The 21,529-nt window shown below is 57.5% G+C and carries 15 protein-coding genes; 7 read left to right on the plus strand and 8 right to left on the minus strand.

Annotated elements, in window-relative coordinates:
• Nucleotides 1-134 precede the first annotated feature (134 nt).
• Together HFP54_RS18610 and metG are read right to left on the minus strand one after the other, a co-directional pair.
• Entirely contained in the window at nt 135-638 is a 504-nt protein-coding gene (locus HFP54_RS18610; protein WP_146415870.1) for a GNAT family N-acetyltransferase, read from the minus strand.
• 15 nt (nt 639-653) lie between these two features.
• On the minus strand, nt 654-2,687 hold the full coding sequence (gene metG, locus HFP54_RS18615; protein ID WP_168566338.1) for a methionine--tRNA ligase: 2,034 nt from the start codon (nt 2,685-2,687) through the stop codon (nt 654-656).
• 440 nt (nt 2,688-3,127) lie between these two features.
• Here metG and HFP54_RS18620 point away from each other — a divergent pair, with 440 nt between their 5' ends.
• From HFP54_RS18620 to HFP54_RS18635, 4 genes are all read left to right on the plus strand, one after another.
• The gene (locus HFP54_RS18620) at nt 3,128-4,564 is read left to right on the plus strand and encodes a trypsin-like peptidase domain-containing protein (RefSeq protein WP_197138298.1); all 1,437 of its coding nucleotides are present in this window, start codon (nt 3,128-3,130) and stop codon (nt 4,562-4,564) included.
• A 102-nt stretch (nt 4,565-4,666) separates the two neighbouring features.
• Nucleotides 4,667-5,455 (plus strand): enoyl-CoA hydratase/isomerase family protein, encoded by a 789-nt coding sequence (locus HFP54_RS18625; RefSeq protein WP_168566339.1) that lies wholly within the window; start codon nt 4,667-4,669, stop codon nt 5,453-5,455.
• Nucleotides 5,456-5,656: 201 nt separating this feature from the next.
• On the plus strand, nt 5,657-7,492 hold the full coding sequence (locus HFP54_RS18630; protein WP_146415867.1) for a sigma 54-interacting transcriptional regulator: 1,836 nt from the start codon (nt 5,657-5,659) through the stop codon (nt 7,490-7,492).
• A 32-nt stretch (nt 7,493-7,524) separates the two neighbouring features.
• Nucleotides 7,525-9,237, plus strand: coding sequence for a DUF6798 domain-containing protein (locus HFP54_RS18635; RefSeq protein WP_315853939.1), 1,713 nt, complete (start codon nt 7,525-7,527; stop codon nt 9,235-9,237).
• Nucleotides 9,238-9,260: 23 nt separating this feature from the next.
• On the opposite strand, the gene HFP54_RS18640 is transcribed toward HFP54_RS18635, so the two are convergent.
• The 4 genes from HFP54_RS18640 to HFP54_RS18655 form a co-directional block, all read right to left on the minus strand.
• The gene (locus HFP54_RS18640; RefSeq protein WP_168566341.1) at nt 9,261-10,406 is read right to left on the minus strand and encodes a hypothetical protein; all 1,146 of its coding nucleotides are present in this window, start codon (nt 10,404-10,406) and stop codon (nt 9,261-9,263) included.
• 61 nt (nt 10,407-10,467) lie between these two features.
• Nucleotides 10,468-11,589 (minus strand): PepSY domain-containing protein, encoded by a 1,122-nt coding sequence (locus HFP54_RS18645; RefSeq protein ID WP_168566342.1) that lies wholly within the window; start codon nt 11,587-11,589, stop codon nt 10,468-10,470.
• 94 nt (nt 11,590-11,683) lie between these two features.
• A complete protein-coding gene (locus HFP54_RS18650) occupies nt 11,684-12,724 on the minus strand; it encodes a DUF1559 domain-containing protein (RefSeq protein ID WP_168566343.1) in 1,041 nt (346 codons plus the stop codon).
• A 407-nt stretch (nt 12,725-13,131) separates the two neighbouring features.
• Nucleotides 13,132-14,532: a sulfatase family protein gene (locus HFP54_RS18655; RefSeq protein WP_168566344.1), complete on the minus strand. Its 1,401-nt coding sequence runs from the start codon at nt 14,530-14,532 to the stop codon at nt 13,132-13,134.
• A gap of 292 nt (nt 14,533-14,824) precedes the next feature.
• Between HFP54_RS18655 and HFP54_RS18660 the strand changes: the two genes are divergently transcribed.
• Nucleotides 14,825-16,324 carry a Gfo/Idh/MocA family protein gene (locus HFP54_RS18660; RefSeq protein ID WP_168566345.1) on the plus strand — a complete coding sequence of 500 codons (1,500 nt, stop codon included), beginning with the start codon at nt 14,825-14,827 and terminating at the stop codon, nt 16,322-16,324.
• Between the two features lie 111 nt (nt 16,325-16,435).
• On the opposite strand, the gene HFP54_RS18665 is transcribed toward HFP54_RS18660, so the two are convergent.
• Nucleotides 16,436-17,788 (minus strand): Gfo/Idh/MocA family protein, encoded by a 1,353-nt coding sequence (locus HFP54_RS18665; RefSeq protein ID WP_168566346.1) that lies wholly within the window; start codon nt 17,786-17,788, stop codon nt 16,436-16,438.
• A gap of 56 nt (nt 17,789-17,844) precedes the next feature.
• A complete protein-coding gene (locus HFP54_RS18670) occupies nt 17,845-18,747 on the minus strand; it encodes a hydroxypyruvate isomerase family protein (RefSeq protein ID WP_146415859.1) in 903 nt (300 codons plus the stop codon).
• Nucleotides 18,748-19,028: 281 nt separating this feature from the next.
• On the opposite strand from HFP54_RS18670, the gene HFP54_RS18675 reads away from it, so the two are divergent.
• Together HFP54_RS18675 and HFP54_RS18680 are read left to right on the plus strand one after the other, a co-directional pair.
• Entirely contained in the window at nt 19,029-20,474 is a 1,446-nt protein-coding gene (locus HFP54_RS18675) for a sulfatase (RefSeq protein WP_168566347.1), read from the plus strand.
• Nucleotides 20,475-20,516: 42 nt separating this feature from the next.
• Nucleotides 20,517-21,455, plus strand: a complete 939-nt coding sequence (locus HFP54_RS18680) for a dihydrodipicolinate synthase family protein (protein ID WP_168566348.1) — start codon at nt 20,517-20,519, stop codon at nt 21,453-21,455.
• Nucleotides 21,456-21,529: the final 74 nt, after the last annotated feature.

The following is a 21,529-nucleotide window of genomic DNA, read 5'->3' on the forward strand; positions in this document are numbered from 1 at the left end:
GGGTGAGTGAGCCGTCGGGCTGTGCCGGCACAATGATTCGTAGGGATCTTTGGGCGGGACTTTCATGACGGTGTTTCGCGAAATCGCGGTCGCTATCACCCCATGACACGCGCGATCGCGTGCCGCGGTCCGCATCAATCATCGATCGGGATGTCGACCAGCAACTGCATCACGACCAAATCGACCCAACGCTTATTCAGATAGCCGACTTCCTTTTGGATGCCCACCGTTTCAAAGCCGTGACGTTGGTGAAACGCCACGCTACGCTGGTTATCCGCGATGATCCGTGCCATCACGTGATGGACGCCATGGCGTCGACAATGATCAAAGATCGCGTTTTGCAGCGGATCGGCGATGCCACGTCCTTGGGCGGCCGGCAAAAGATAGATGGCCGATTCGCACGTGTGCCGAAACCCCTCACGCTGGCTGATCGGTCGTAATGTGGTCCAGCCGATCACCGTCGCGTCATCGTCGACCGCGACATACCAACCGCCCGGTGGCTTTGGCGGGATCCAACGCCGAACCACGCTTTCGGTCCAGCGGATCGTGTCAAACGTTGATCCGCCGGCCGAAACATAGTGGTTATAGATCTCTGCGATTTCGCTGGCGTCATCGACACAGGCCGGGCGAATCTTCATGGGCCATGTCGCCGATCAGTGAACGCGTTGCCCTGGCAGAGCGCCGTCGTCGACTCCTAGGACGAAGACGTCCGCGCCACCGGGGCCGGCCGCGGTCACCATGCCTTCGCTCAGCCCGAATCGCATCTTACGCGGTTTCAAATTGGCGACCATGACGACCAAACGACCGACCAGCTTTTCCGGTTCGTAGGCGGCTTTGATGCCGGCGAAGACTTGACGCGTTTCGTCACCGCCAAGCCCCAGGGTCAACTTCAGCAATTTATTCGCTTCGGGAACCTGTTCGGCCGACAAAACACGAGCGACCCGCAAGTCCACTTTGGCGAAGTCGTCGATGGTGATTTCATCGGCAATCGGTTCGTCCTGCAGCGGCTGGTCGGAATCGCCAAACGGATTGACGGGCTTTTCGTCAGCGGCCGATTCTTGTTTTCCTTCGTCGATCATCTTTTGCAAATCCTCTACTTGGACGCGGTTCATCATGCGTTGAAATTTGTTGACCGGGGAACCGACCAACGGCGTTTGCGATTGTTCCCACGACGTGATCGGATCATTCAGCAATTCGCCACACTGCTGTGCCAGCTTCGGCAACACGGGGGACAAATAGATGGCCAATTGGCGGAACAGGTTCAGGGCAACCGTGCAAACGTCACGAAGCTCGTCTTCCCGCTCCGGATCCTTTTTCATCTCCCACGGCTTGGCATGTTCGACGAACGGATTGGCGGCGTCGGCCAATTCCATGATCAAACGCATGGCTTTGGCGTATTCACATTGTTCATAGGCATCGGCAATGTCCTTGCCCTTCGCCGCGGCGGCTTGGAACAACCCACCATCATCGGGATACGTTTTGCTAAGGCCCAGTTTGGCGGCGAACTTGCCAACGCGGCTGGCCAGATTAACGACTTTGCCGACCAAGTCGCTGTTGACCTTTTCCGCAAACTCATCCAACCCCAAGTCCAAATCTTCGACCCGCGACGTCAGTTTCGTTGCATAGAAGTAACGCAGGTAACTGGGGTCCAAGTGTTTCAAGTAGGTTTCCGCCGCGACCAACGTTCCGTCGCGTTTGGACATCTTTTTGCCGTCCACGTTCAAAAAGCCGTGGATATGCACTTTGGTCGGCAGACTGAATCCCGCCGTCTTTAGCATCCCCGGCCAAAACAGTGTGTGAAAGTAAGTGATGTCTTTGCCGATGAAGTGATGCACTTCACAGTCGTCGCTTTGCCACCAATCGGCCAGCGTTTCGTTGTTGGCCGCACACCACTGGGCGGTCGACGCGATGTAACCGATCGGGGCGTCGAACCAGACGTACCAGTAGTTGCCTGGTGCGTCGGGGATCTCAAACCCGAAATAGGGTGCCGGACGACTGATGTCCCAGTCCTTCAGTCCCGCCGACAGAAAGTAGCCTTTCAGGTAGTTCGCCGTTTCGCTTTGCAAGGCATCGGCCGAATCAACCCAGTCGTTCAAGAAGTCGTGCAGCTTTTCCAATTCCACGAACAGGTGCGTCGCTTCCTTCAGCACCGGCGTCGCACCGCTGAGGGTGCTTTTGGGATCGATCAATTCGGTGGGCGAATAGGTGTGGCCGTTGTTGCAGTTGTCCCCCGCCTGATCCTCCAGCCCACACACTGGACAAGTGCCACGCACGAAGCGATCGGCCAGAAACGTCTCCGCCTCGGGGTCGTACAGTTGTTCGATGCTGCGTTCGGCGATCAGCCCGGCCTTGCGAAGGGATTCCCAGAACTGATGGCAAAGCTGGCGGTTTTCTTCGCTGTGGGTGCTGCCGTAATGGTCAAACCGAATGTCAAAGCCGGCGAAGTCGCGTTGGTGAGCCTCGCTCATGCTGGCAATCAACGCTTCTTCGCTGCGTCCTTCGGCCTTCGCCCGGATCATGATCGCCGTGCCGTGGGTGTCGTCGGCGCACATGTAAATCGCGCGGTTGCCCATCAGCTTTTGAAAGCGGACCCAGATATCGGTCTGGATGTATTCGACCAAGTGCCCGATGTGAATCGGACCGTTGGCATAGGGCAACGCGCTGGTGACCAACAGACGTCGTGTCATGACAAGTTTGGGCGTTGTGGTGGAAATGAATGGGAAGATCTGGGCACGGAACCGGCGGATTGTAGCGATCCAGAGACAAAGCGACGACGTGTCTTGTGCGGCGTTCATCCGGCTTGGTCGATGCAACCCAGCCCTCGCACTGGCCGCGGGTGTCGTTGCATGCAATGCCTTCCAAGGCGGGGGATGACGGTGGCGTTCGCAAACCGGTCGATCGGGGAAAAGATCGAAAAACAATCCGTGAAACTGGAAAAAAACTCAAGTCACGCTCATTGCCCTTGTGGCGATCGACGGACATCAGGCAGGATCGCCTCGGTGCCGATCCCACCGGTCAGGATGACCACATCATGGTGCGGATTCGGGTACGCCGACCTCGAATCGCGTCGTTTCGCCGAAACTCGTGCGGACGACACGCCGTCCAATGCGTCCAGGGAGGGACGACCTTGACTGGTATCAAGTTCGCGCTAGCGTCCGTCGCTATTTCTTGGTTGTCGATGCTGTCGGTATCGGCCAACGCCATCTTGGTGGAATTCACGTCCAAGCAGTGCCAGCACTGTGAAACGATGAAGCCCGTGCTGGCACAACTGGAACGATCGGGCGTTGCGATCCGCCGCGTCGACGTGTCCAGCGAACCGCATTTGGTCCGCCGCTACGGCGTCCGCCAAACGCCAACCTATCTGGTCATCGCCGACGGCAAAGAAGTCACACGCTTGGTCGGCAGCCACAGCATCGACGAACTTCGTCAAGCCTTGCAAACCAATCCCGGTGGACCCCACATCCCAACCGGTTCCCAGCAATCCGCCGCACCGCCACGGGCGGCTGAATTCGCCGACACTCCTCGAACGCGTCTGGCTGCGGCCGGTCCGGGGGCAACAAACCCGCCACGCTTGGCCGCCTTCGGACGGTCCGACGTTCGACCGCAAAACGTGCCATCCGTTGCCACAGCCGGCAACACGATGTCCGAAACCATGCCGAACGTCACGATGGCCGATGCGGTGGAACGTGCTCGCGCCGCAACGGTTCGATTACGTGTTTATGACGGCCATGGCTTTGGCGTTGGCACCGGAACGATCATCGATTCGCACGGTGCGGAATCGCTGGTCATGACCTGCGGTCACCTGTTCCGCGATACCGACGGCGAAGGCCGGATCGAAGTTGATCTGTTCGTCGGCGGCGAAACCAAAACCGTGCCCGGCCAATTGGTCGACTATGACGCAGAAGATCGTGACATCGCCGTGGTGGCGATCCAGCCGGGGATCAACATCCAACCGGTCAAGGTCATCAAGCACAGCCAAAAGGTCACCACCGGACAAGCCGCTTTCAGTTTCGGATGCGACCGTGGTGCCGATCCCTCGCGGCGTGATACCCGCATCACCGGGGTCGACAAGTACAACCAACATTTGGGTGTCAGCAATCTGGAAATCGACGGTGCACCGATCGACGGTCGCAGCGGTGGTGGATTGTTCGACCAGAACGGATGTTTGATCGGCGTCTGCAACGCAGCGGACTACAAAAGTGATGTCGGCATCTATACCGGACCGGGCTCGATTCACTGGCAATTGGAACGCGTGAATCTGACACATCTGGCCCAAGGCGATGCCGGCACGGCGGTCGCCCCAACGAATCAATTTTCCGCGACCGTACCAGCCGGTGGTTCACCGGCCGCCGAACCACCGGTCCGGTTGGCGGCACTGGATGCACCGGCAGGAGGATTTGACGCGGGCATTGTTCAGCCGTCGGCCCTGGCAAGTCCGGCCGGCCAAGACCGTCGCGAAGTGATCGTGATCATTCGCGATCCCGACCAACCCGACACCCAGCCGCGTGTGTTGACCATTCGCCAACCCAGCGAAGCGCTGATGAATTCTTTGATGACGCACTGATCGGCTGATCGACCATCTACAATCGCCACAGCAACGTGGCGATGCCGTCGCCACCGATCTTGCCGTCACGAAGCCATTTGTCATCCCAGGGGGACCGCAACGTTGCAACACGTTGATGTCAAAGTTCACGAAGAAATCGCAACGATCGTTTTGGACCGGCCCCAAGTTCGAAACGCGCTCAGTCCCGGGCTATTGGAAGACCTGAACCAAGCGTTTTCCGATGTTCATCAAGAAAAACGCGTCAGGGCGGTCGTGCTGACCGGCGCCGGATCCGATTTTTGTAGCGGATTGGACCTGGGGGTTTTGAAAGAGATCAACGAGCTTCCTGAATCGGAATCTCTGGCCCAGTCGCACCAGTATTGGCGTCAATGGGCCGAGTCGATTGAAGTCGTCTTGCGCTTTCCAAAACCGGTGGTCGCCGCGGTCGACGGTCTGGCCGCTGGTGCCGGTCTATCGCTGGCTTTGGCAAGTGACTTGATGGTGCTCAGCCACGGGGCGACCCTGTCGGCGCCGGCAATCCGTCACGGTTTGGTCGGCGGCATCACGGCATCTCTTTTGGCGTTTCGCCACGGCGGGGCGCTCGCTTCGCAGATGGCGTTATCGGGCGATGCCATAAATGCCGAAGCCGCCGTTGCCCGCGGCATCGCCTGCCATGCGGTGGATTCCGAACAAATCTGGGTGGCCGCTTGCGACTGGGCGCGGCGTTGCACCCAGGGGCCTGCCGCCGCGATCCAAGCCACCAAACGTGTGATCAATGAATCGATCGGTGAAGCACTGATCAGCCAGATTTCCGCTGCCGCCGCCGCCGGTGCTGCCGGTTGCAGCCACGAAACCGCCGCCCAGGGAATCCAAGCCTTTGTCGAAAAAACGGACCCTCAGTGGCATGGTTGATGCATGCAGGCGGGGGGCGTAACGACGAACAAGATGACGCGATGATGCGTCTAGATGGACCATGGATAAGGTTCGTTTTGATCCCGCGAACACGAGGCCCATGGTGATGCACCCCCCAACCGGCCCGCTTTGCCGTCGCCAGGATCGATTCGGCCACCTATGATGACCGCCACAGCAAGCTTACATCAGCATGAATGAGTCATGTTCGCCATCCTGCATGCAAGATCGGGTCCCGACAAAGATCGAAATTACACCCTCGATCCGTCCCGACCTGCGCATATCGGACGTGGCACCAGCTGTGAAATCTTGCTGACCGATCCGATGAGTTCGCGGTTCCATGCCGTCGTTTTTTTCGAAGACGGGAATTGGCATCTTCGCGACACCAGCAGCCGAAACGGTACCCTGGTCAATGGCCAGAAAGCGGACACCGCTCGGCTGCTGGACAAGTCGATCATCACGATCGGCGAAACGGATCTGCAATTGGTCGAAGGCGACGCGGAAGATGTCGAAGAATCATCGATCAAACAAACCTGGGTTGCCGATCCCGATGATCTGAAAGAACGCTTGCAGGATCGGGAGGTCGATCCGATCAACAAGCTGGCACAGACGGAATACCTACTGGATTTGTACCAGTTAAGTCTGAATCTGATGTCGGGTTCCAGTGGCGTCGACACCATCGAAACGGTGCTGGAACTGTTGCGCGATCGCACCGCCGCATCGGGTGTCACCCTGTATCACGAAACACACGAAGGACGGCTGGTTCCGCAATCCAGCTATCCCAAGGATTCGCACAAACGCCTGCAACTTAGCCGACGGCTGATCCGACGCATTCAACGCAGCAGCGATCCGATGTGGATCGATCGCGAATACGATCCGAAGGTGCGTGGCGAAATCAAGGCGGCCGACGGCAAGCCATGGTCGGATGTGATTGTTTGTCCGCTGTCCATCGACGACAACGCGATCGGAATGCTGGCGATGTTCCGTGATGAATCGGCGTTCGATCACCAGCATTATGATTTCGTCGTGGCGGCATCGCGGTTATTGGCGATCGGTTTGGTCCAATATCAAAAGACACATTCGTTGGCGGTCGAACGCGCCCACTTGGCCGAACGCAATGCCGAAGGCCCCGAGTTGATTGGTCAGTGTGACGCAATGACTCGGTTGAAAGAACGAATCACCCGGGTCGGTCGCGCCAGCGGATCGGTGTTGATCCGCGGCGAATCAGGCAGCGGAAAAGAACTGGTCGCGCGGGCGGTTCATCGCGCCAGCCCGCGTGCCGATCGACCGATGTTGACGGTCAACTGTGCCGCGATTCCACAGGATCTGATTGAAAGCCAGTTGTTCGGTCACAAGAAGGGTTCCTTCACCGGCGCCGATACCGATCACGTCGGTTGGTTCGAACAAGCCCACACCGGAACGCTGTTTTTGGACGAAATCGGCGAACTGACTTTGGAAGGTCAAGCGAAGCTGTTGCGAATCTTGGAAGGCCATCCGTTCTTGCCCGTCGGTGCGACCGAACAAGTGTTGGTGGATGTGCGGGTGATCGCGGCGACCAATCGCGACTTGGCTGAATTTGTCCGCGAAGGCCATTTCCGCGAAGACCTGTTTTATCGACTCAGCGTTTTTGAATTGTTCGTCCCACCGCTGCGTGAACGCGAAAGTGATCTGGATCTGTTGATCGATCACTTCTTGGCCCATTTCTGTCGCCAGCATGGTCGGCTGAAATTACGTTTGTCCGAAGACGCACGCGACCGGATGCACGAATACCCCTGGCCTGGGAACGTCCGGCAATTAAGGAACGTCATTGATAGTGCGGTTGTGATGGCGGACGATCCGATGATCCAAGCCGACGATTTAGGGCTGCGCGACGCGGGGATCAGCCGCTTGGACACGCTGCGTATCGACGAATGGGAACGGCGATTGATCCGACAAGCTTTGGAAAAAAGCGAAGGCAGCGTTCCCAAGGCCGCCAAAATGTTGGGAATCAGTCGTGCGACGGCTTATCGAAAAATTGCCGAGTATGACATCCAAAAATAGCCGGCCAATCCAAAGGTAGCCGGCCTGTGAAGATGGCTGCGAAGCTGAAAAACGTTCCCACCCGGTCTGTCGACGATTCCCCGTTCCGCTGGGCGGTCGATGGTTCCGAATGGCTGCTGTTGACCCTGCTGATCTTTGGATTCAGCGGCGATTTGCCCCCGATGGTCAACGAAGCCCATTACCTGGTCAAAGCAAAGAACTTTTGGAATCCGGATTGGTGCTCGGGCGACCTGTTCGCCGCATCGGGCAAGGCACATGCCACTTTCTATTGGGTGTTCGGTTGGCTGACCAAGTTCTTCAGCCTGGAAACGACGGCCTGGATCGCGAGGTGGATCGGATGGGCACTATTGGCCGCCGGGCTTCAACGGTTGTGCCGCGCGGTGTTCGGCCGACCTTGGTTTGCATGGACCGTCTTGGTTCTGTGGGCCGTCGGAATTGAACGCGCGAACTTGGCCGGCGAATGGGTGTTCGGTGGCACCGAGGCAAAGATCCCTGCTTACGGTTTGCTGCTGTTTGGGATCACCGCGATGGTGCGGCAACAGTGGAATCGCTGTTGGATATTCATGGGCGCATCGTCGGCGTTCCACGTTTTGGTCGGCGGATGGAGCGTGTTGTCGGCGATGCTGGTTTGGGGGCTGACGCAGCGACCGATTTGGCATCGCCCCCTGGCATCGATGTCGATTCCCCTGCCGCGCATTTTCCAGCCGGGGTTGTTCATCGGTGGTTTGGTAGCCTTGGCGGGGTTGGTTCCGGCGCTTTGGCTGACGATTCACCAACCACAGGAATTGTCCGTTCAAGCGGCGAAGATCTACGTCTACGTTCGTCTGCCCCACCATTTACTGTCCAGCAGTTTTCCCGCCCACTGGTTTACGCGGCATTTAGGGCTGATCGCAATCGCCGCGGTGATGACATGGATCTACGATCGACGTTTGCGATTTTCCGATGGAAACCAATCGCATGCCAATGGTGTGATCCGACGTCTGTCGATATTCACGTCGGGAACCGTATTGATCGCATTGATCGGCTGGTTCGTGGATGTGGCGCCCTGGTTTGGATCCGATTTCAAAGCAAGCGTGCTGCGATACTATTGGTTTCGCATGACCGATGTGATGGTGCCACTGCAGTTAGGTGTGGCGACCACCGGTGTGATGGTGTCATCGCTGCGGGCAAGCGACGAAGCCGGCGGTGGGATGATCAGTCGACGCCGTCCAGCAACGTTGATCGCACTGATATTGATCACCATTGCGATCGTGCTGGCAACGCAGACGACGTATCGGCGGGTTGCGCTGGGGGTTCCGCCGTCGGCCAGCAATCGATTGTTGGGCTATGACCCGCACGCTCCGGTTCATGTGCAACGCAAAGTCTTTGCGGATTGGCTGAAGGTTTGTGACTTCATCCGCTACAGCACCGACACGGGCGAAGTGTTTTTGACGCCGCGGCATCAGCAGACGTTCAAGTGGTACGCCCAGCGGGGCGAGGTGGTGAACTTTAAAGACGTTCCACAGGATGCGGAATCATTGATCCAGTGGGAACAACGGTTTCGCGATGTCTTTCCTCAGCGGCTTGGCACCATGCGAGTCACGATCCAGTATTCCAAGCTACGTGAGTATCGCCGGAAATACGGCGTGCGTTACATGTTGGTCGACCGCCGCGTCTGCGGGCAACACTTGCCATTGGTCCAGGTGTATCCACGCGATCCGGAAACCAATGACACCTACGCGATCTACGAATTACCGCCGCTGTGATCACGACCGTGATGGCAAAGCAGTCAATCTTCGAACAATGCTTCGAATTGATCTTCGGACAAACGCGTCAAACGCTGGTACAAACGATCCGTTTTCGTCGATTGCTGTCCATCGGCTAGCGTCTGCCAGATCGATTGCCGCATGTCCGGTTTGGCAACGACAGGGTCTAAAATCAAAGCGTCGACTGAATCATCCGCGTCGCCAGAAACTTTCAAGAGCAAACCGGCGCGCAACGCGCGGGCACGGCGGACTTTGGCTGACAGTCGACGTTCCAAGCGGATCGGGTTGATATCGACGCTCTCGCCATCTTCGTTGGTGGATAGCTCGTCCAAGGTGGCACGGACGTCGGCTTCGACGGCTTTTCGGATCTCGTTTCCGGTGATCGTGCGGTCACGATCTTGATCCAGCGAAGCCAAAAACAGTGCGTCCGCCGATGCGACCTGTTCGGCTGTCTGCCGAGGTGCTCCGCCACCGTGCCGACCGCGGCCGCCACCATGACCACCACCACCGTGATGGCTATGGCCGCCACCGCCTTGTCGCATCGATCCTCCCGACGCGCCGCCACCCCGTTGTCCGCCACCGGATCGCAGTTCTTTCCAGGCAGTTTGGTATTCCTCAAAGCTGACCTCGCCGTCGGACGACGCCGGATGAGAACTCATGTAAGCGTTGATCTCGTCGCCTTTCCAAAGGCCGTCTCGGTCTCTATCCATCGAATCGAAACGTGCTCTCAACGACGCCTCGTCTGTGGGAGGTCCGCCGCCGCGATTCCCACCGGAACCACCGCCGCGGTTGCCACCCCCACGATTGCGACCGGATGCTTGGCCACGTCCCGACGATGACGAATCGCCGGGTTTGCCGTAACCGAGGGGCCGAACTTGTCTGACCAAATCGATCAAACGAATGCCCTGCTCTGCGTCACCGCCAGCCTCCGCGATTGCGGACGTCAGGTGGTGTGCGATCTCATCAATGGCTGATTCGGCAGCGTCCTGATTCCGCGTCGTTTGCTGCTTCGCGACGGTTTCTGGGGCGGAACCCTGTGCACACGCGATGGTCGCACCCGCGATCAGCCCTAAAGCGATCAAGGTGGCAATCAACTTGGTGACGGAACTCCAGGAACGAAACATCGGTGAAAGAATTTGCAGTGTGTCCGGGGCCGTGATGAGTGTCATGGTGCACCAAGGGATAAACGCCGCAGCAAGAAAGAAGTATCGGTCAGAAATGGGACAGAAATCAGCGATGGGAGGTAGCGATGTGTTCGGTCGCTGCGGCAGACGACGATCCATGACCTCCGCCACCACGTCGGGAGCCACCCTGGGTCAGGTTGTCGTGCATTCCGACAACGATCACCGACGTGAAAACCAGGCTGGCGATCAAAAAACCGCCGCCCAGCCATCGGGTGCGTTTGACTTGCCACCACATGAACAAACCCGAGATGCCCCAAAACACCATCGACACAAACATCGCGTCGACGACCAAAGCCCAGACCCAGCGGATGTCCATCTGCGGGGTGTACATGCGTGCCAAATGCATTCGACGCATCAGATTCATCGTGTCCATCGATGGGCGCGCGTCTTGCCGGATGGAACTGATCGAATTGTTGCCAAGGTTGTAAGTCACCAAACAGGGAACCCCGTCCGCTTCGGCCGCAAAGACCAAGTTGGGGGCGCGACGTCCGCCGAAGGCTTCACCCGATGAGAGTCCCAAATGGTCCAGCAGACCGGGAATGGCTTGGCGGACTTCCTCCATCGGATTATCGGAAAGCTCCGCACGTTGAATCGCCGCCATCGGATTCGGTTTGGCCGCGGGCTTGGAGTCGTCAGCCGCTTGCACCGGAGTGCTGCGGATTTCGCCAGTGCCGGTCACCGGATTGACGCTGATGTCATGCGTGGCCTCGTCGCTATTGACGGTGTACGTCAGAAAGCCGCTGTAGGCCGGACGCTTTTCCGCGGACAACATGATTTCCGGGCCACCGTAAAGAAATGATTCCAGATTCATTTCTTCAATCACCGCTTCGGCCAAATCATCGGCCGACGGAAGGACAACGCCGGGGCCGTCGGCTTTGGCCGGAACCACCGAAAACTTGGTGACTTCGCCGTCACGGAAATATCGCGGATGGTTAAAGAACCAGCCGCTGAAGCCGTACAGCAAAACGAATGGAAACATGAAGATTCCACTGTAAAGATGGACGCGCCGCATTCCCATCACGAGCGACTTGCCGATCTTTTGCCCCAGCGTCTTCCTCTTTGGTGTGCGGCGAGGAGTCTGGTCGGCGTTGTCCTGTGCCTCGGCGACAACGCAATCAACCTTTGGCGAAGTCGACCGAGTCGGTGGGTTATCTAAAGTCGCTGACATGGTTGACTGACGGATTTGTGAAAACGGGATGACTGGAAGAAAACACAACCGATTGGTGGTAAACGGTGTGGAGTAATCGTCACTGTGAACCGGGCTATTGCGCCGCCACCACTTCACGGCCGTTGCGGGTCCACATCGCTCGATAGGCGTCCAGATCGACATGCTCTGATAACAGCGTGACGCTTCCGTCACAATTTGCGACCATCACGCCGCCCGGGTGATTGCTGCGTGGGCCTCTCGCGATGAATGCACGTATGCCCAAGTCGGGATATCGGGAATTGGGAGTGTGCCAGCCATTGATCGCGGCACCACCACTGCCGAACGAAGAGATCCAGACACTGCCGCGGCGTGTGTCCCAGCTGTTGTGAGTGGTGATGAAAGCGTTGGCTTCTTGGGACATGACTTGATCACGGAAGTTCATCATGTCCGTCACGCTGCGGCCCTGCCCACCAGCGATCAGCGAACGAGAATGGTTCGGATCGACTACGGTCGGTGCCTCGGTTCCCGGACCCATCAACGTTTCGGCAAACATGATGGTGTTGCTGGTTCCGTCGATCACGTCGCGGAATCCGGTGCGAGCACCGACCCATGTGATTCCGTCGGTGGGCTGGCCATAGTCGACGTAACTGTCGGTACCCGAGCCGACGTTGACAAAGTAGTTCACACCCGCAGCATCTATCACGATCGATGGGCCACGTCGGGCCGGCTGGACGACTTGCTTGACAACCTCGGTGGTGTCACCTGGGCAATTCAAAAACGGAATCGCAATTTTCGCCGTTTCATCATGCGGCGAATTGAACCCGTCGGTCGATCGCCCCAACGGAATGCGATAATCGATCAGGTCGGCCACCTGACTCTGTTCGGCATAGGGCAACAGCTGGGCGTGCAGCGACCAACCATTGTTGATGTTCTGGCCGATCCCGGGAAAACGCTTGAATGCCGAATGATAGTTCTGCATCGCCAAGCCGAGCTGTCGGATGTTGTTCCCGCAGCTCATCCGCCGCGATGCTTCCCGGGCCGACTGAACCGCGGGCAGAAGCAGGCTGACCAAGATGCCGATGACCGCAATGACCACCAACAGTTCCACCAAGGTGAATCCAGATCGAGGTGGACGTCCGCCATTGGATTTGGTCAACGGGCGGGCAACAAAAAATAGACGGCGGCGCATCTTGGGTGGTCCTTTCCTGGCGTAAGACAACGTTCAAAGCTTCTGCCGACGTCCGAAAAATCGGATCGGCGGCAGCTTGCGCGTCGCTTGCTGGGACCGTTTGCAAGTTGCAGGAGAAAGAAGCCGGCCCAATCGCGACCGGATCCACCGCAACCCCCATACTCCACTGGCTGGCTAGCGTCTGACCAAATTCTTGATAATAGTTCTCAATAGCACAATGCTTAAACGCAGGAAACGATGCAAGAAATTTCAGCAGCGAAAAGCACGTTTTTTGCCGGTCCAACCCGAGCGTTTTGCGGTACGTTCCGGCGTGGGGACGCAAAGGCTGCATTCCGCGCCGGCCCTCAGGCTCTGCTGGGAACTCGGCTGGCACGCTATCGGGCCCACGCCGGCGTGCCGAACCAGTCGTGCATTTCTTTCTCGAACGGTGCGACGACGTCGCGTGGTTCGGCGATCCAGCCCCGGTCCCCCGTTTCGGTCATCCATATCTGCAAGGCGGTCCGCATGCGAATCAGCGTTTCGCGATGCTCGGCGATGTCTGATTCGGCCAGATTGTTGATCTCATGGGGGTCGGCTTGTGTGTCATACAACGACTCGGCCGGCATCGGTTTCATCAGTTCTGCTGCGGGGCCGATCAACAGACCCTGTTGATGCAGGTCACGCATCAGTGGCTTGACCAAGAAGCATTTTTCTTTGTAGCGATTCAGTGTTGCGAACCCCGTTCCCGGGGTCAGGTTGCGGATGTAGTGATACCGTCCGTCGTGAACGCTGCGTTGCGTGATCTCGGTTTCATCAATTCGGTCTCGCGCACTGAACGCATAGCGACGTTCCGGTTGGTCGATCGAGCCAAACAGTGGACGGCCCTGCATGACGATGGGTGGTTTGATGCCGGCGATGGACAGCGTGGTCGCCGTCAGGTCGATCAAGCTGACCACTTCGTCGCGTTGTTGTCCTGCTGCAAATCCAATCGGGGGCTCGTGGTTGGCCGCCCATTGGATGACCAGCGGGACTCGGATACCCGAGTCCCAGACCCAGTGGATGCCCCGGGCTTCCAATCGACCGTTGTCGCCAAAGAAAATCACGACCGTGTCATCTTCCATGCCATCGGTCCGCAAGCGATCCAAGATCTTCCCGATACGAATGTCTGCACCGGAGACGCTGTTCAGGTAGCGGGCCCATTCTTGACGGACGACGGGATGATCTGGGTAATAGGGAGGCGGGCTGACATTCTGCTCGGTTGCGACTTTCGGATGCCACTGTTCACCGACCCAGACGACGCGATCCTTTTCGGCTGATCGACGATCGTAGATGTCGTATTCGGCCTCGGGCAAATTGATCATCGCGAAGAACGGTTGATGCGACTTCAGCGTGTCCCAATTTTCGGTGTGATACAGCGGGCCTTCTGCGGTGAAATTCAAATCCAGTTTGCCGGTGCCGACCACGGCATCACCGATGTTGGTGATATTCGCGGTGTAGTAACCCGCATCGCTTAATCGATGGGTGATCGGCCGGACGCCTTCGGGCAATCGAAATCCGTCGTCGCGATGCGACCGCATGTGATGGGTGTCCGTGGTCGTTTGGTACATCCCGGTCATGAACGCACTGCGACTGGGGGCACAGACCGGTGACGTGGAAAACGCATTGACATAGCGGACTCCCCTGTCGGCCATTGCGTCGACGTTCGGTGTTTGGACGTTCTTGGCGCCGTAGCACTGGAAATCCAAACCAAAGTTTTCGCCCACGATCCACAGGATGTTGGGTCTTCGCTGTGGCATTTCGGCACACAACGGTTGCCCTGCCCCGCCCAGGCAAAGCCACCAGAGACCCGCTGCCGCGGCACATGGCAAAATCAATCGATGGTTCCGGTGACGGGTGACTGGGTTCACGGTGGGCTCCGGCAACGTGGTGGCATAGAAAACGAAACAAGCGGCACGGTTTGTTTTACAATGACCGGCATCACCGTGTGGCTGTCGTTGGCGAACGTTCGCCTGCCGATTCGCACCGTTGACCCGCCCAATCCCACCGGATTAATTCTTTCCCGCCCCCTTTTTTGCGTTCTGGCCCGCCATGAAAAACGATTCGTCCCACCTGAGTACCAATCGCCGTCAATTCACCAAGACATCCGCCGGCTTGTTGGCCGCGGGAACCGCCGCACTGGCGTTTCCCAGACGTGCAATGGCCGATGCAAATTCAAAGATGCGGATCGGTTTCGTGGGTGTCGGAGGTCGTGGTTTCGGAGCCCATGTCAAAAGCTTGACGAAGCTGGCAAAAGAAGGCGCACCGATCGAATTGGTTGCCGTTTGCGACGTCTACAACGTCAACCGTGAAAAGGCTGCGAAATACATTCAGTCCAACTTGGGCAACGAACCGGCCCAGCACGTCGATTTTCGCGACATGTACGCTAAGGAAAACTTGGACGCCGTCTGCATCGGTACGCCGGATCACTGGCATGCCAAGCAAGCGATCGAAGCCATGCAGGCGGGCATCAATGTGTACTGTGAAAAACCGATGGTCAAAAAGGTTGAAGAAGCCATCGACTTGGTCAAGGTTTGGCGAAAGACCGGCGTCGTCATGCAAGTCGGTGTCCAGTCGACCAGCTTACCCGTTTGGGATCACGCCAATCGATTGATCCGTGCCGGCCAGCTTGGCAAGGTTTTGATGTATCAGACCGAATACTTCCGCAACTCGGATCTCGGTCAGTGGCGGTACTATGAATTGACCAAGGAAATGAATCCCAGCAATATCGACTGGCGACGGTTCCTGGGGGTGGACGATGGCTTGTCCGAAGAAGTGCCATTTGACCGCGCGGTTTATCGCCAATGGCGTCGATTCTGGCCATTCGGCAGCGGCATGTTCACCGATCTGTTCGTTCACCGAACGACGACGATGTTGAAGGCGACCGGGCTGCGATATCCGGCGCGTGTGACTGGTTCGGGCGGGATCTATCTGGAATATGACGGCCGCGACGTTCCCGACGTGTCAACGGTCGTGGCGGAATTTAACGAGGGCGTTCAAGGCTTGGTCACTGCGACCATGGCGTCATCAGAAACGCCGATCAAGCAAGTCATTCGCGGTCACCATGGATCGTTCGTGTTTGGCAACCAAGAAGACTTTGACCAGTTCACGTTTGTCCCCGAACGACCTCAGGTGACGCACATCAGTCCCAAGGAAGTTCCCTATGAACCGCAGATCATTCGTCCCGATCAGCGGATGCCGGAAAACAAGAATCACGCTCACTTTCAAAACTGGATCGATGCGATGGTCGCGAACGATCCCCAACTGTGCAACAACACGCCGGACTTGGGTGCCGCCGCAATTGTGATCGTCAACTTGGGGGCACGCAGCTATCGCCAAGGCAAGGTGTACCGCTTTGACGGCGATGAAATGGCGGTTTCCGAAGCCGATGGTTCATGGGCCAAGCGTTGGGAAGACCGGTCGCACCAACGTGGCAAGCCCGAGCATGTTCCGGGCTGGGAAGCCGGCGACACGGGATCCAAGATCTTTGATCCGGATTACCAAAAGCTGGAAGGCCCTTGGGTCGACGGCAAAGACCCGGCCGGCGCTTGATCGAGATTCGCCGACTCTCAAATCGTTTCCATCGCGACGAAATCATCGTCGCGATGGCCAGCGGATCGACGGTCCGGTGGACCAAGTCCTAATGTCAGTGCACCGAGGATACTACCCTTGATGCGGGTGCTGCCAAGGTTCGCGGTAAGCACGTGCCAGCCGCGCGGTCGCTTCATCATCCCCAACGATGGTGTGCGTCGCGGGGTCAAATTCCAGCGTGCGTCCCAGTTCCATCGCCTCGTTTGCCATGATGCACGACGCACTGCTGATGTGGCCTTGTTCAATATCGGCCACCGGACGACTGCGATCGTCGATGCAGTCAAGGAAATTCTGCATGTGTCCGCGAATCGCCGAAGCGACATGTAATTCCAAACGCCACTTTTCTTTGTCCGTCAGGTCGGTCGGATACTTGTCGGTTTCGATCAGCGGTTCACCGTGCAAGCGTTCGCCGCCCTGACGTGGAATGAAGTCGTATTTGTGCACGCTAAGTTTCAGCGTGCCCTTGGTGCCATAGATAATGGCGGCCCAGGGATACTCCGGATCGGGCGGTGATCCCCAAGTCCGATGTGTCCACACGACATCCAGCCCGTCAAAGTCGAAGGTGGCGGTTTGGGTGTCCGAGATGTTCGCCTTTGATTCGGTATCCACCAGGATTCCACCGGTGCTGCTGATGCGTTTGGGCCACCCCAAGTCCAATTGCCAGCGAACCAAATCCAGCATGTGCACACACATGTCGCCAACAATGCCGTTGCCGTATTCCATGAATGCCCGCCAACGTCTGGGATGCACCCATTCGTTGTACGGGCGCATCGGGGCCGGCCCGGTCCACATGTCGTAATCCAGGTTCGCCGGCGGCTGTTGGTCCGGCGGATTGCCTTTGGCACGCATGTGGTAATAACAGCAAACTTCGGCATAGGCGACGTCACCCAACAGCCCCGCATCGATCACCTTTTGTTTGGCTTCGATCAGGTGTGGCGTGCTACGTCGTTGCGTCCCCACCTGAACGACACGGTCGTGCTTTCGCGCGGCATCCAGCATCGCCTTACTTTCCATCACGTCGACGCCCGTGGGTTTTTGGACGTACACGTCGGCACCGGATTCGACCGCGGCGATCATGGGCAATGCATGCCAATGATCCGGCGTGCCGATGATGACGATGTCGTGTTGGTGATTGGCCAACTGCTTGCGGAAATCGCCATAGGTTTTCGGACGATTGCCCGAGGCTTGGCGTTTGGCAAACAGGTCCGCCGCTTCCTCGCGCATCTGCGAATCGACGTCACAGACCGAAACGATCTCCACCGGTGCAATGTTCAGCAACTGCAACGTGTCACATTTGCCGTACCAGCCCGATCCGATCAGCCCGACTTTGCGTGGCGAATCATTTCCGGCCGCATGGGCCGACCGAGCAATGGCCGCGGTGGTTGCCGCGGTCGCAGATCCGCGCAGAAACTGACGACGATCCATAAATCAAACCTGACGTGATGGGGAAACGAGCAATACGGTAAGAAAACAACCGGTCGCTAGACGACGCACTGTCGAACGGCGTCGGTCAGTCCGGCAAGCGGATCGCCGGCGGGGATGAATTCATGGGCAAAGTAGCCGTCGAAGCCGGTTTCAGCGATCGCCTGGGCGATCGGCGGGTAATACAGTTCTTGAGTGGCGTCCAGTTCGTGGCGTCCCGGATTGCCGCCGGTGTGGTAGTGGCCAAACGCGTCATGGTTTTCGCGGATGGTCCGGATGATGTCGCCTTCCATGATTTGCATGTGATAGATGTCGTAAAGCAACTTGAAATTGTCACTGCCGACGCGTTTGACCAGTTCGACGCCCCAGGTGCTGTTGTCACACATGTAATCGGGGTGATTGACTTTGCTGTTCAGCAATTCCATGTTCAGGATGACGTTGTGTTTTTCCGCCACTGGGGTGATCTTCTTTAGGGCATCCACACAGTTCTTCATGCCGGTTTCGCGATCGATACCCCGTGCGTTGCCGCTGAAACAGATCACGTTGCGCCAGCCTTCCTTTGCAGTCGCTTCGATCGCCGCGTTCATCTTTTCCAACGCTTCGTCGTGATACTTCGTATCGCACAGGCCTTTGCCCAGGGAGTGTGAACTGACCATCGTGCAGATCAATCCGTGCTTTTTCAGCGTGGGGAAATCCTTCGGTCCCAGCAGGTCGATTCCGACCAATCCAAGGTTGGCGGCTGCGGCAGCCATTTCCTCCAGCGAAAACATCTTGTAACACCATTTGCACACCGATTGGTTCAGCCGGCCTTGCTTGGCATCGACATTCTCGGTCGCCGTGGCGGGCTTCTCATCGGCCGATGTGACACTGGTGGTCGCGGCAAGGCCGGCGGCGGCACCGCCCACCGTTCCGGCGATGGCTTGGCGGCGTGAAAGGACGTTGTTTTGATCGGGGTGGGACATCAGCGGGCTTTCATTGAAATCGCGGGCCATGCGTCGGGGGGACGCCACGGCACTGCGAACGTGCGGGAAATCAGCCCGCATTGTCTTCGCCCAACGGGCGGAAAGCAAGTTTATGCGGCCTGTCCCAGATTGCCGCGTCTGACGCGCCGACGGAATTCGCTTTGCACCCGAATCGAACTTGTCGGGGCGTCATGGCGATGTGCTGTCTCTCGACGCGATACGATTGTGGGCACATCGCTTTGACGAAATCGTCTGCCGGCCGACCATGAAACGGAGTCCCAATGCAATCGTATCAAGCCGCATGTCGAATGATGACGTGGATGGTGCTGGTCGTTGGGTGCACGCCTGCGACCTTGGCGACGGGCAACAACACAGCGAATCCCGACGTTTTGGTAATCGTTGTCGATGACATGAACGACTGGGTTTCCCTGTTGGATCCCAACGCCCCCATCAAAACTCCTCATTTGAAACGTTTGGCAAAGCGGGGCGTGTCGTTCACGCGAGCCTACTGTGTTTCGCCGGCCTGCAATCCATCACGGGCCGCGACTTGGACTGGACTGCGACCGTCAACCACCGGTGTGTACGGCAACAAGAGCGATTGGCGGCAAGCGGTTCCCAGTCGTCGGACGATCATGCAGCAGTTCATGGCCGCCGGTTATGACGTACGTGGTGCGGGGAAAGTGTTTCATCATCATTTGGACGGAGCCTTTCACGATGGTGCTTCGTTCCATGACTTCCAGCCGATGCGTCCGCAGTCGTATCCACGCGAAAAGCGGAACCAAGCGGATGAATACGGATCTCGGAACACCGATTGGGGGCCGTGGCCACCACGTGAATCCGATGCGATCGATGTTCACACGGCTGACTATTGCATCGATGCGTTGCGTCAGCCTTCCGATGGAGGGCCACAGTTTCTGGTCTGCGGAATCTTCAAGCCGCATTCACCCTTCTTTGCTCCCGCGGAGTATTTTCCGGCTTACGATAACATCGGCCTTCCTGTCCGCGATCCCAACGATTGGAACGATCTTCCAGACGGTGCCCATTCGTTGTTGCAACAGAAAGCGTGGTTCTGGCGGGGCATGATGGACCTGGAACGTCGTGCGAAAGGTTCCTATCACGACTTCGTCCAGGCCTACGCAGCATGTGCTAGTTTTGCCGATGCGCAAATTGGCCGAGTCTTGGATGCACTGGATCAAAGTCCCCGCCGCAACAACACGATTGTGGTGCTATGGTCCGATCACGGTTTCCATCTGGGCGAAAAGGACCACATCGAGAAGTTTGCGCTGTGGGAAAAGGCGACGCACATTCCCTTCATCGTGGTGGCCCCAGGAGTGGCGGTTCCCGGTGGGCGTTGTGATCGTCCGGTTGACATGACCGTGTTGTATCCGACCTTGCTTGAACTTTGTGGTTTGCCTGTCGATGCGCGGTGTGATGGAAACAGTGTGGTTCCTTTGTTGCGGGATCCTCAGGCCCGATGGGTTCGTCCGGCGTTGATGACGTACCTGCCCGGGAATCATGCCGTCCGAAGTCAGCGTTGGCGTTACATCCGATACGCCGATGGCAGCGAAGAACTTTATGACCACAACGCCGATCCAGACGAGTGGATAAATCTGGCCGGCGAACATCGCTATGCACCCGTGATCAAATCACATCGACGGTGGATTCCAGAATCCGAAGCCAAACCGGTCGTTGATTTACAACGCGCCGGTAAGAAAGCCGGGCAATGACCATCAATCTGTACCAGGCTCGGACCATCATAAGATCCAATCATGCATAAGAACAGACTTTCTGGTTTGGTCGCAGCGACGTACACACCGTTGCGGGATGACGGAACGGTGAATTTGGATATCGTCGATCCTTTTGTGGAACACTTGTTCAACAACGGCGTCAGCGGTTTGTACGTCTGTGGCAGCACGGGTGAAGGCATGTCCCTGACGATCGCCGAACGAAAGGCCACCGCGGAAGCATTCGTACGGGCGTCCGGTGGTCGTCTGCCCGTCATTGTCCAGGTCGGCCACAATAGTCTGGCCGAGGCGAGAGGGCTTGCCGGGCACGCGCAGGAAATTGGCGCGGATATCATTTCGGCGACTTGCCCGTCCTACCATAAAGTCGGTTCGGCCGGCGGATTGACTGATTGCATGATCGAGGTCGCCGGCGGCGCGCCGGATCTCCCATTCTACTATTACCACATTCCGGCCCTGACCGGTTCGAATCTGGATGTGCTTGAATTTTTGAAACGCGGCGGCGAAAAGATTCAAAATCTTGTCGGTTTGAAGTATACCGACACAAAGCTGTTCGAATTTCAGGAGTGTTGCGAACTGGATGACGGTCGATTTGATGTTGTTTGGGGATGTGACGAAATGTTGCTGGGTGCTTTGGCCACCGGAGCCACAGGTGCGATCGGCAGCACTTACAACATTGCCAGCGGCCTGTACCGCCGAATCATTAGCGCGTTCGACCAAGCCGATTTTGCACAAGCACGCCGGTGGCAATCGCTGTCAGTCAAGATGATTCGCACGATGAATGGCTATCCGTTCCACCCCGCGATGAAAGCCGTTCTGGAGTTGCGCGGGTTTGCGATGGGTGGTTGCCGACTGCCGCAGGGACGTTTGACTTGCGACGAGATCATACGATTGAAAGCCGAGTTGCAGTCAATTGGTTTTTTCGATTGGTCACAAGACGGTCCAAATCCCGGAACGACACAATGACTGCCTTCTGGAAGACTGACCAACCGACGAATCATGCCATCGCATGTCGGTCCGTTGCTTGTTGCGTTTCGAGC

Origin of the sequence: Crateriforma spongiae (assembly GCF_012290005.1) — a bacterium.
Taxonomy (GTDB): Bacteria; Planctomycetota; Planctomycetia; order Pirellulales; family Pirellulaceae; genus Crateriforma; species Crateriforma spongiae.

Bases quoted from the DNA above. Each gene is read 5' to 3' on its own strand.
- HFP54_RS18680 (WP_168566348.1), top strand. From the start codon at position 20,517: ATGCATAAGAACAGACTTTCTGGTTTGGTCGCAGCGACGTACACACCG.
- HFP54_RS18610 (WP_146415870.1), bottom strand. From the start codon at position 638: ATGAAGATTCGCCCGGCCTGTGTCGATGACGCCAGCGAAATCGCAGAG.
- HFP54_RS18655 (WP_168566344.1), bottom strand. From the start codon at position 14,532: ATGCCACAGCGAAGACCCAACATCCTGTGGATCGTGGGCGAAAACTTT.
- HFP54_RS18675 (WP_168566347.1), top strand. From the start codon at position 19,029: ATGCAATCGTATCAAGCCGCATGTCGAATGATGACGTGGATGGTGCTG.
- HFP54_RS18630 (WP_146415867.1), top strand. From the start codon at position 5,657: ATGTTCGCCATCCTGCATGCAAGATCGGGTCCCGACAAAGATCGAAAT.
- HFP54_RS18670 (WP_146415859.1), bottom strand. From the start codon at position 18,747: ATGTCCCACCCCGATCAAAACAACGTCCTTTCACGCCGCCAAGCCATC.
- HFP54_RS18660 (WP_168566345.1), top strand. From the start codon at position 14,825: ATGAAAAACGATTCGTCCCACCTGAGTACCAATCGCCGTCAATTCACC.
- HFP54_RS18635 (WP_315853939.1), top strand. From the start codon at position 7,525: ATGGCTGCGAAGCTGAAAAACGTTCCCACCCGGTCTGTCGACGATTCC.
- HFP54_RS18665 (WP_168566346.1), bottom strand. From the start codon at position 17,788: ATGGATCGTCGTCAGTTTCTGCGCGGATCTGCGACCGCGGCAACCACC.
- HFP54_RS18640 (WP_168566341.1), bottom strand. From the start codon at position 10,406: ATGACACTCATCACGGCCCCGGACACACTGCAAATTCTTTCACCGATG.
- HFP54_RS18645 (WP_168566342.1), bottom strand. From the start codon at position 11,589: ATGTCAGCGACTTTAGATAACCCACCGACTCGGTCGACTTCGCCAAAG.
- metG (WP_168566338.1), bottom strand. From the start codon at position 2,687: ATGACACGACGTCTGTTGGTCACCAGCGCGTTGCCCTATGCCAACGGT.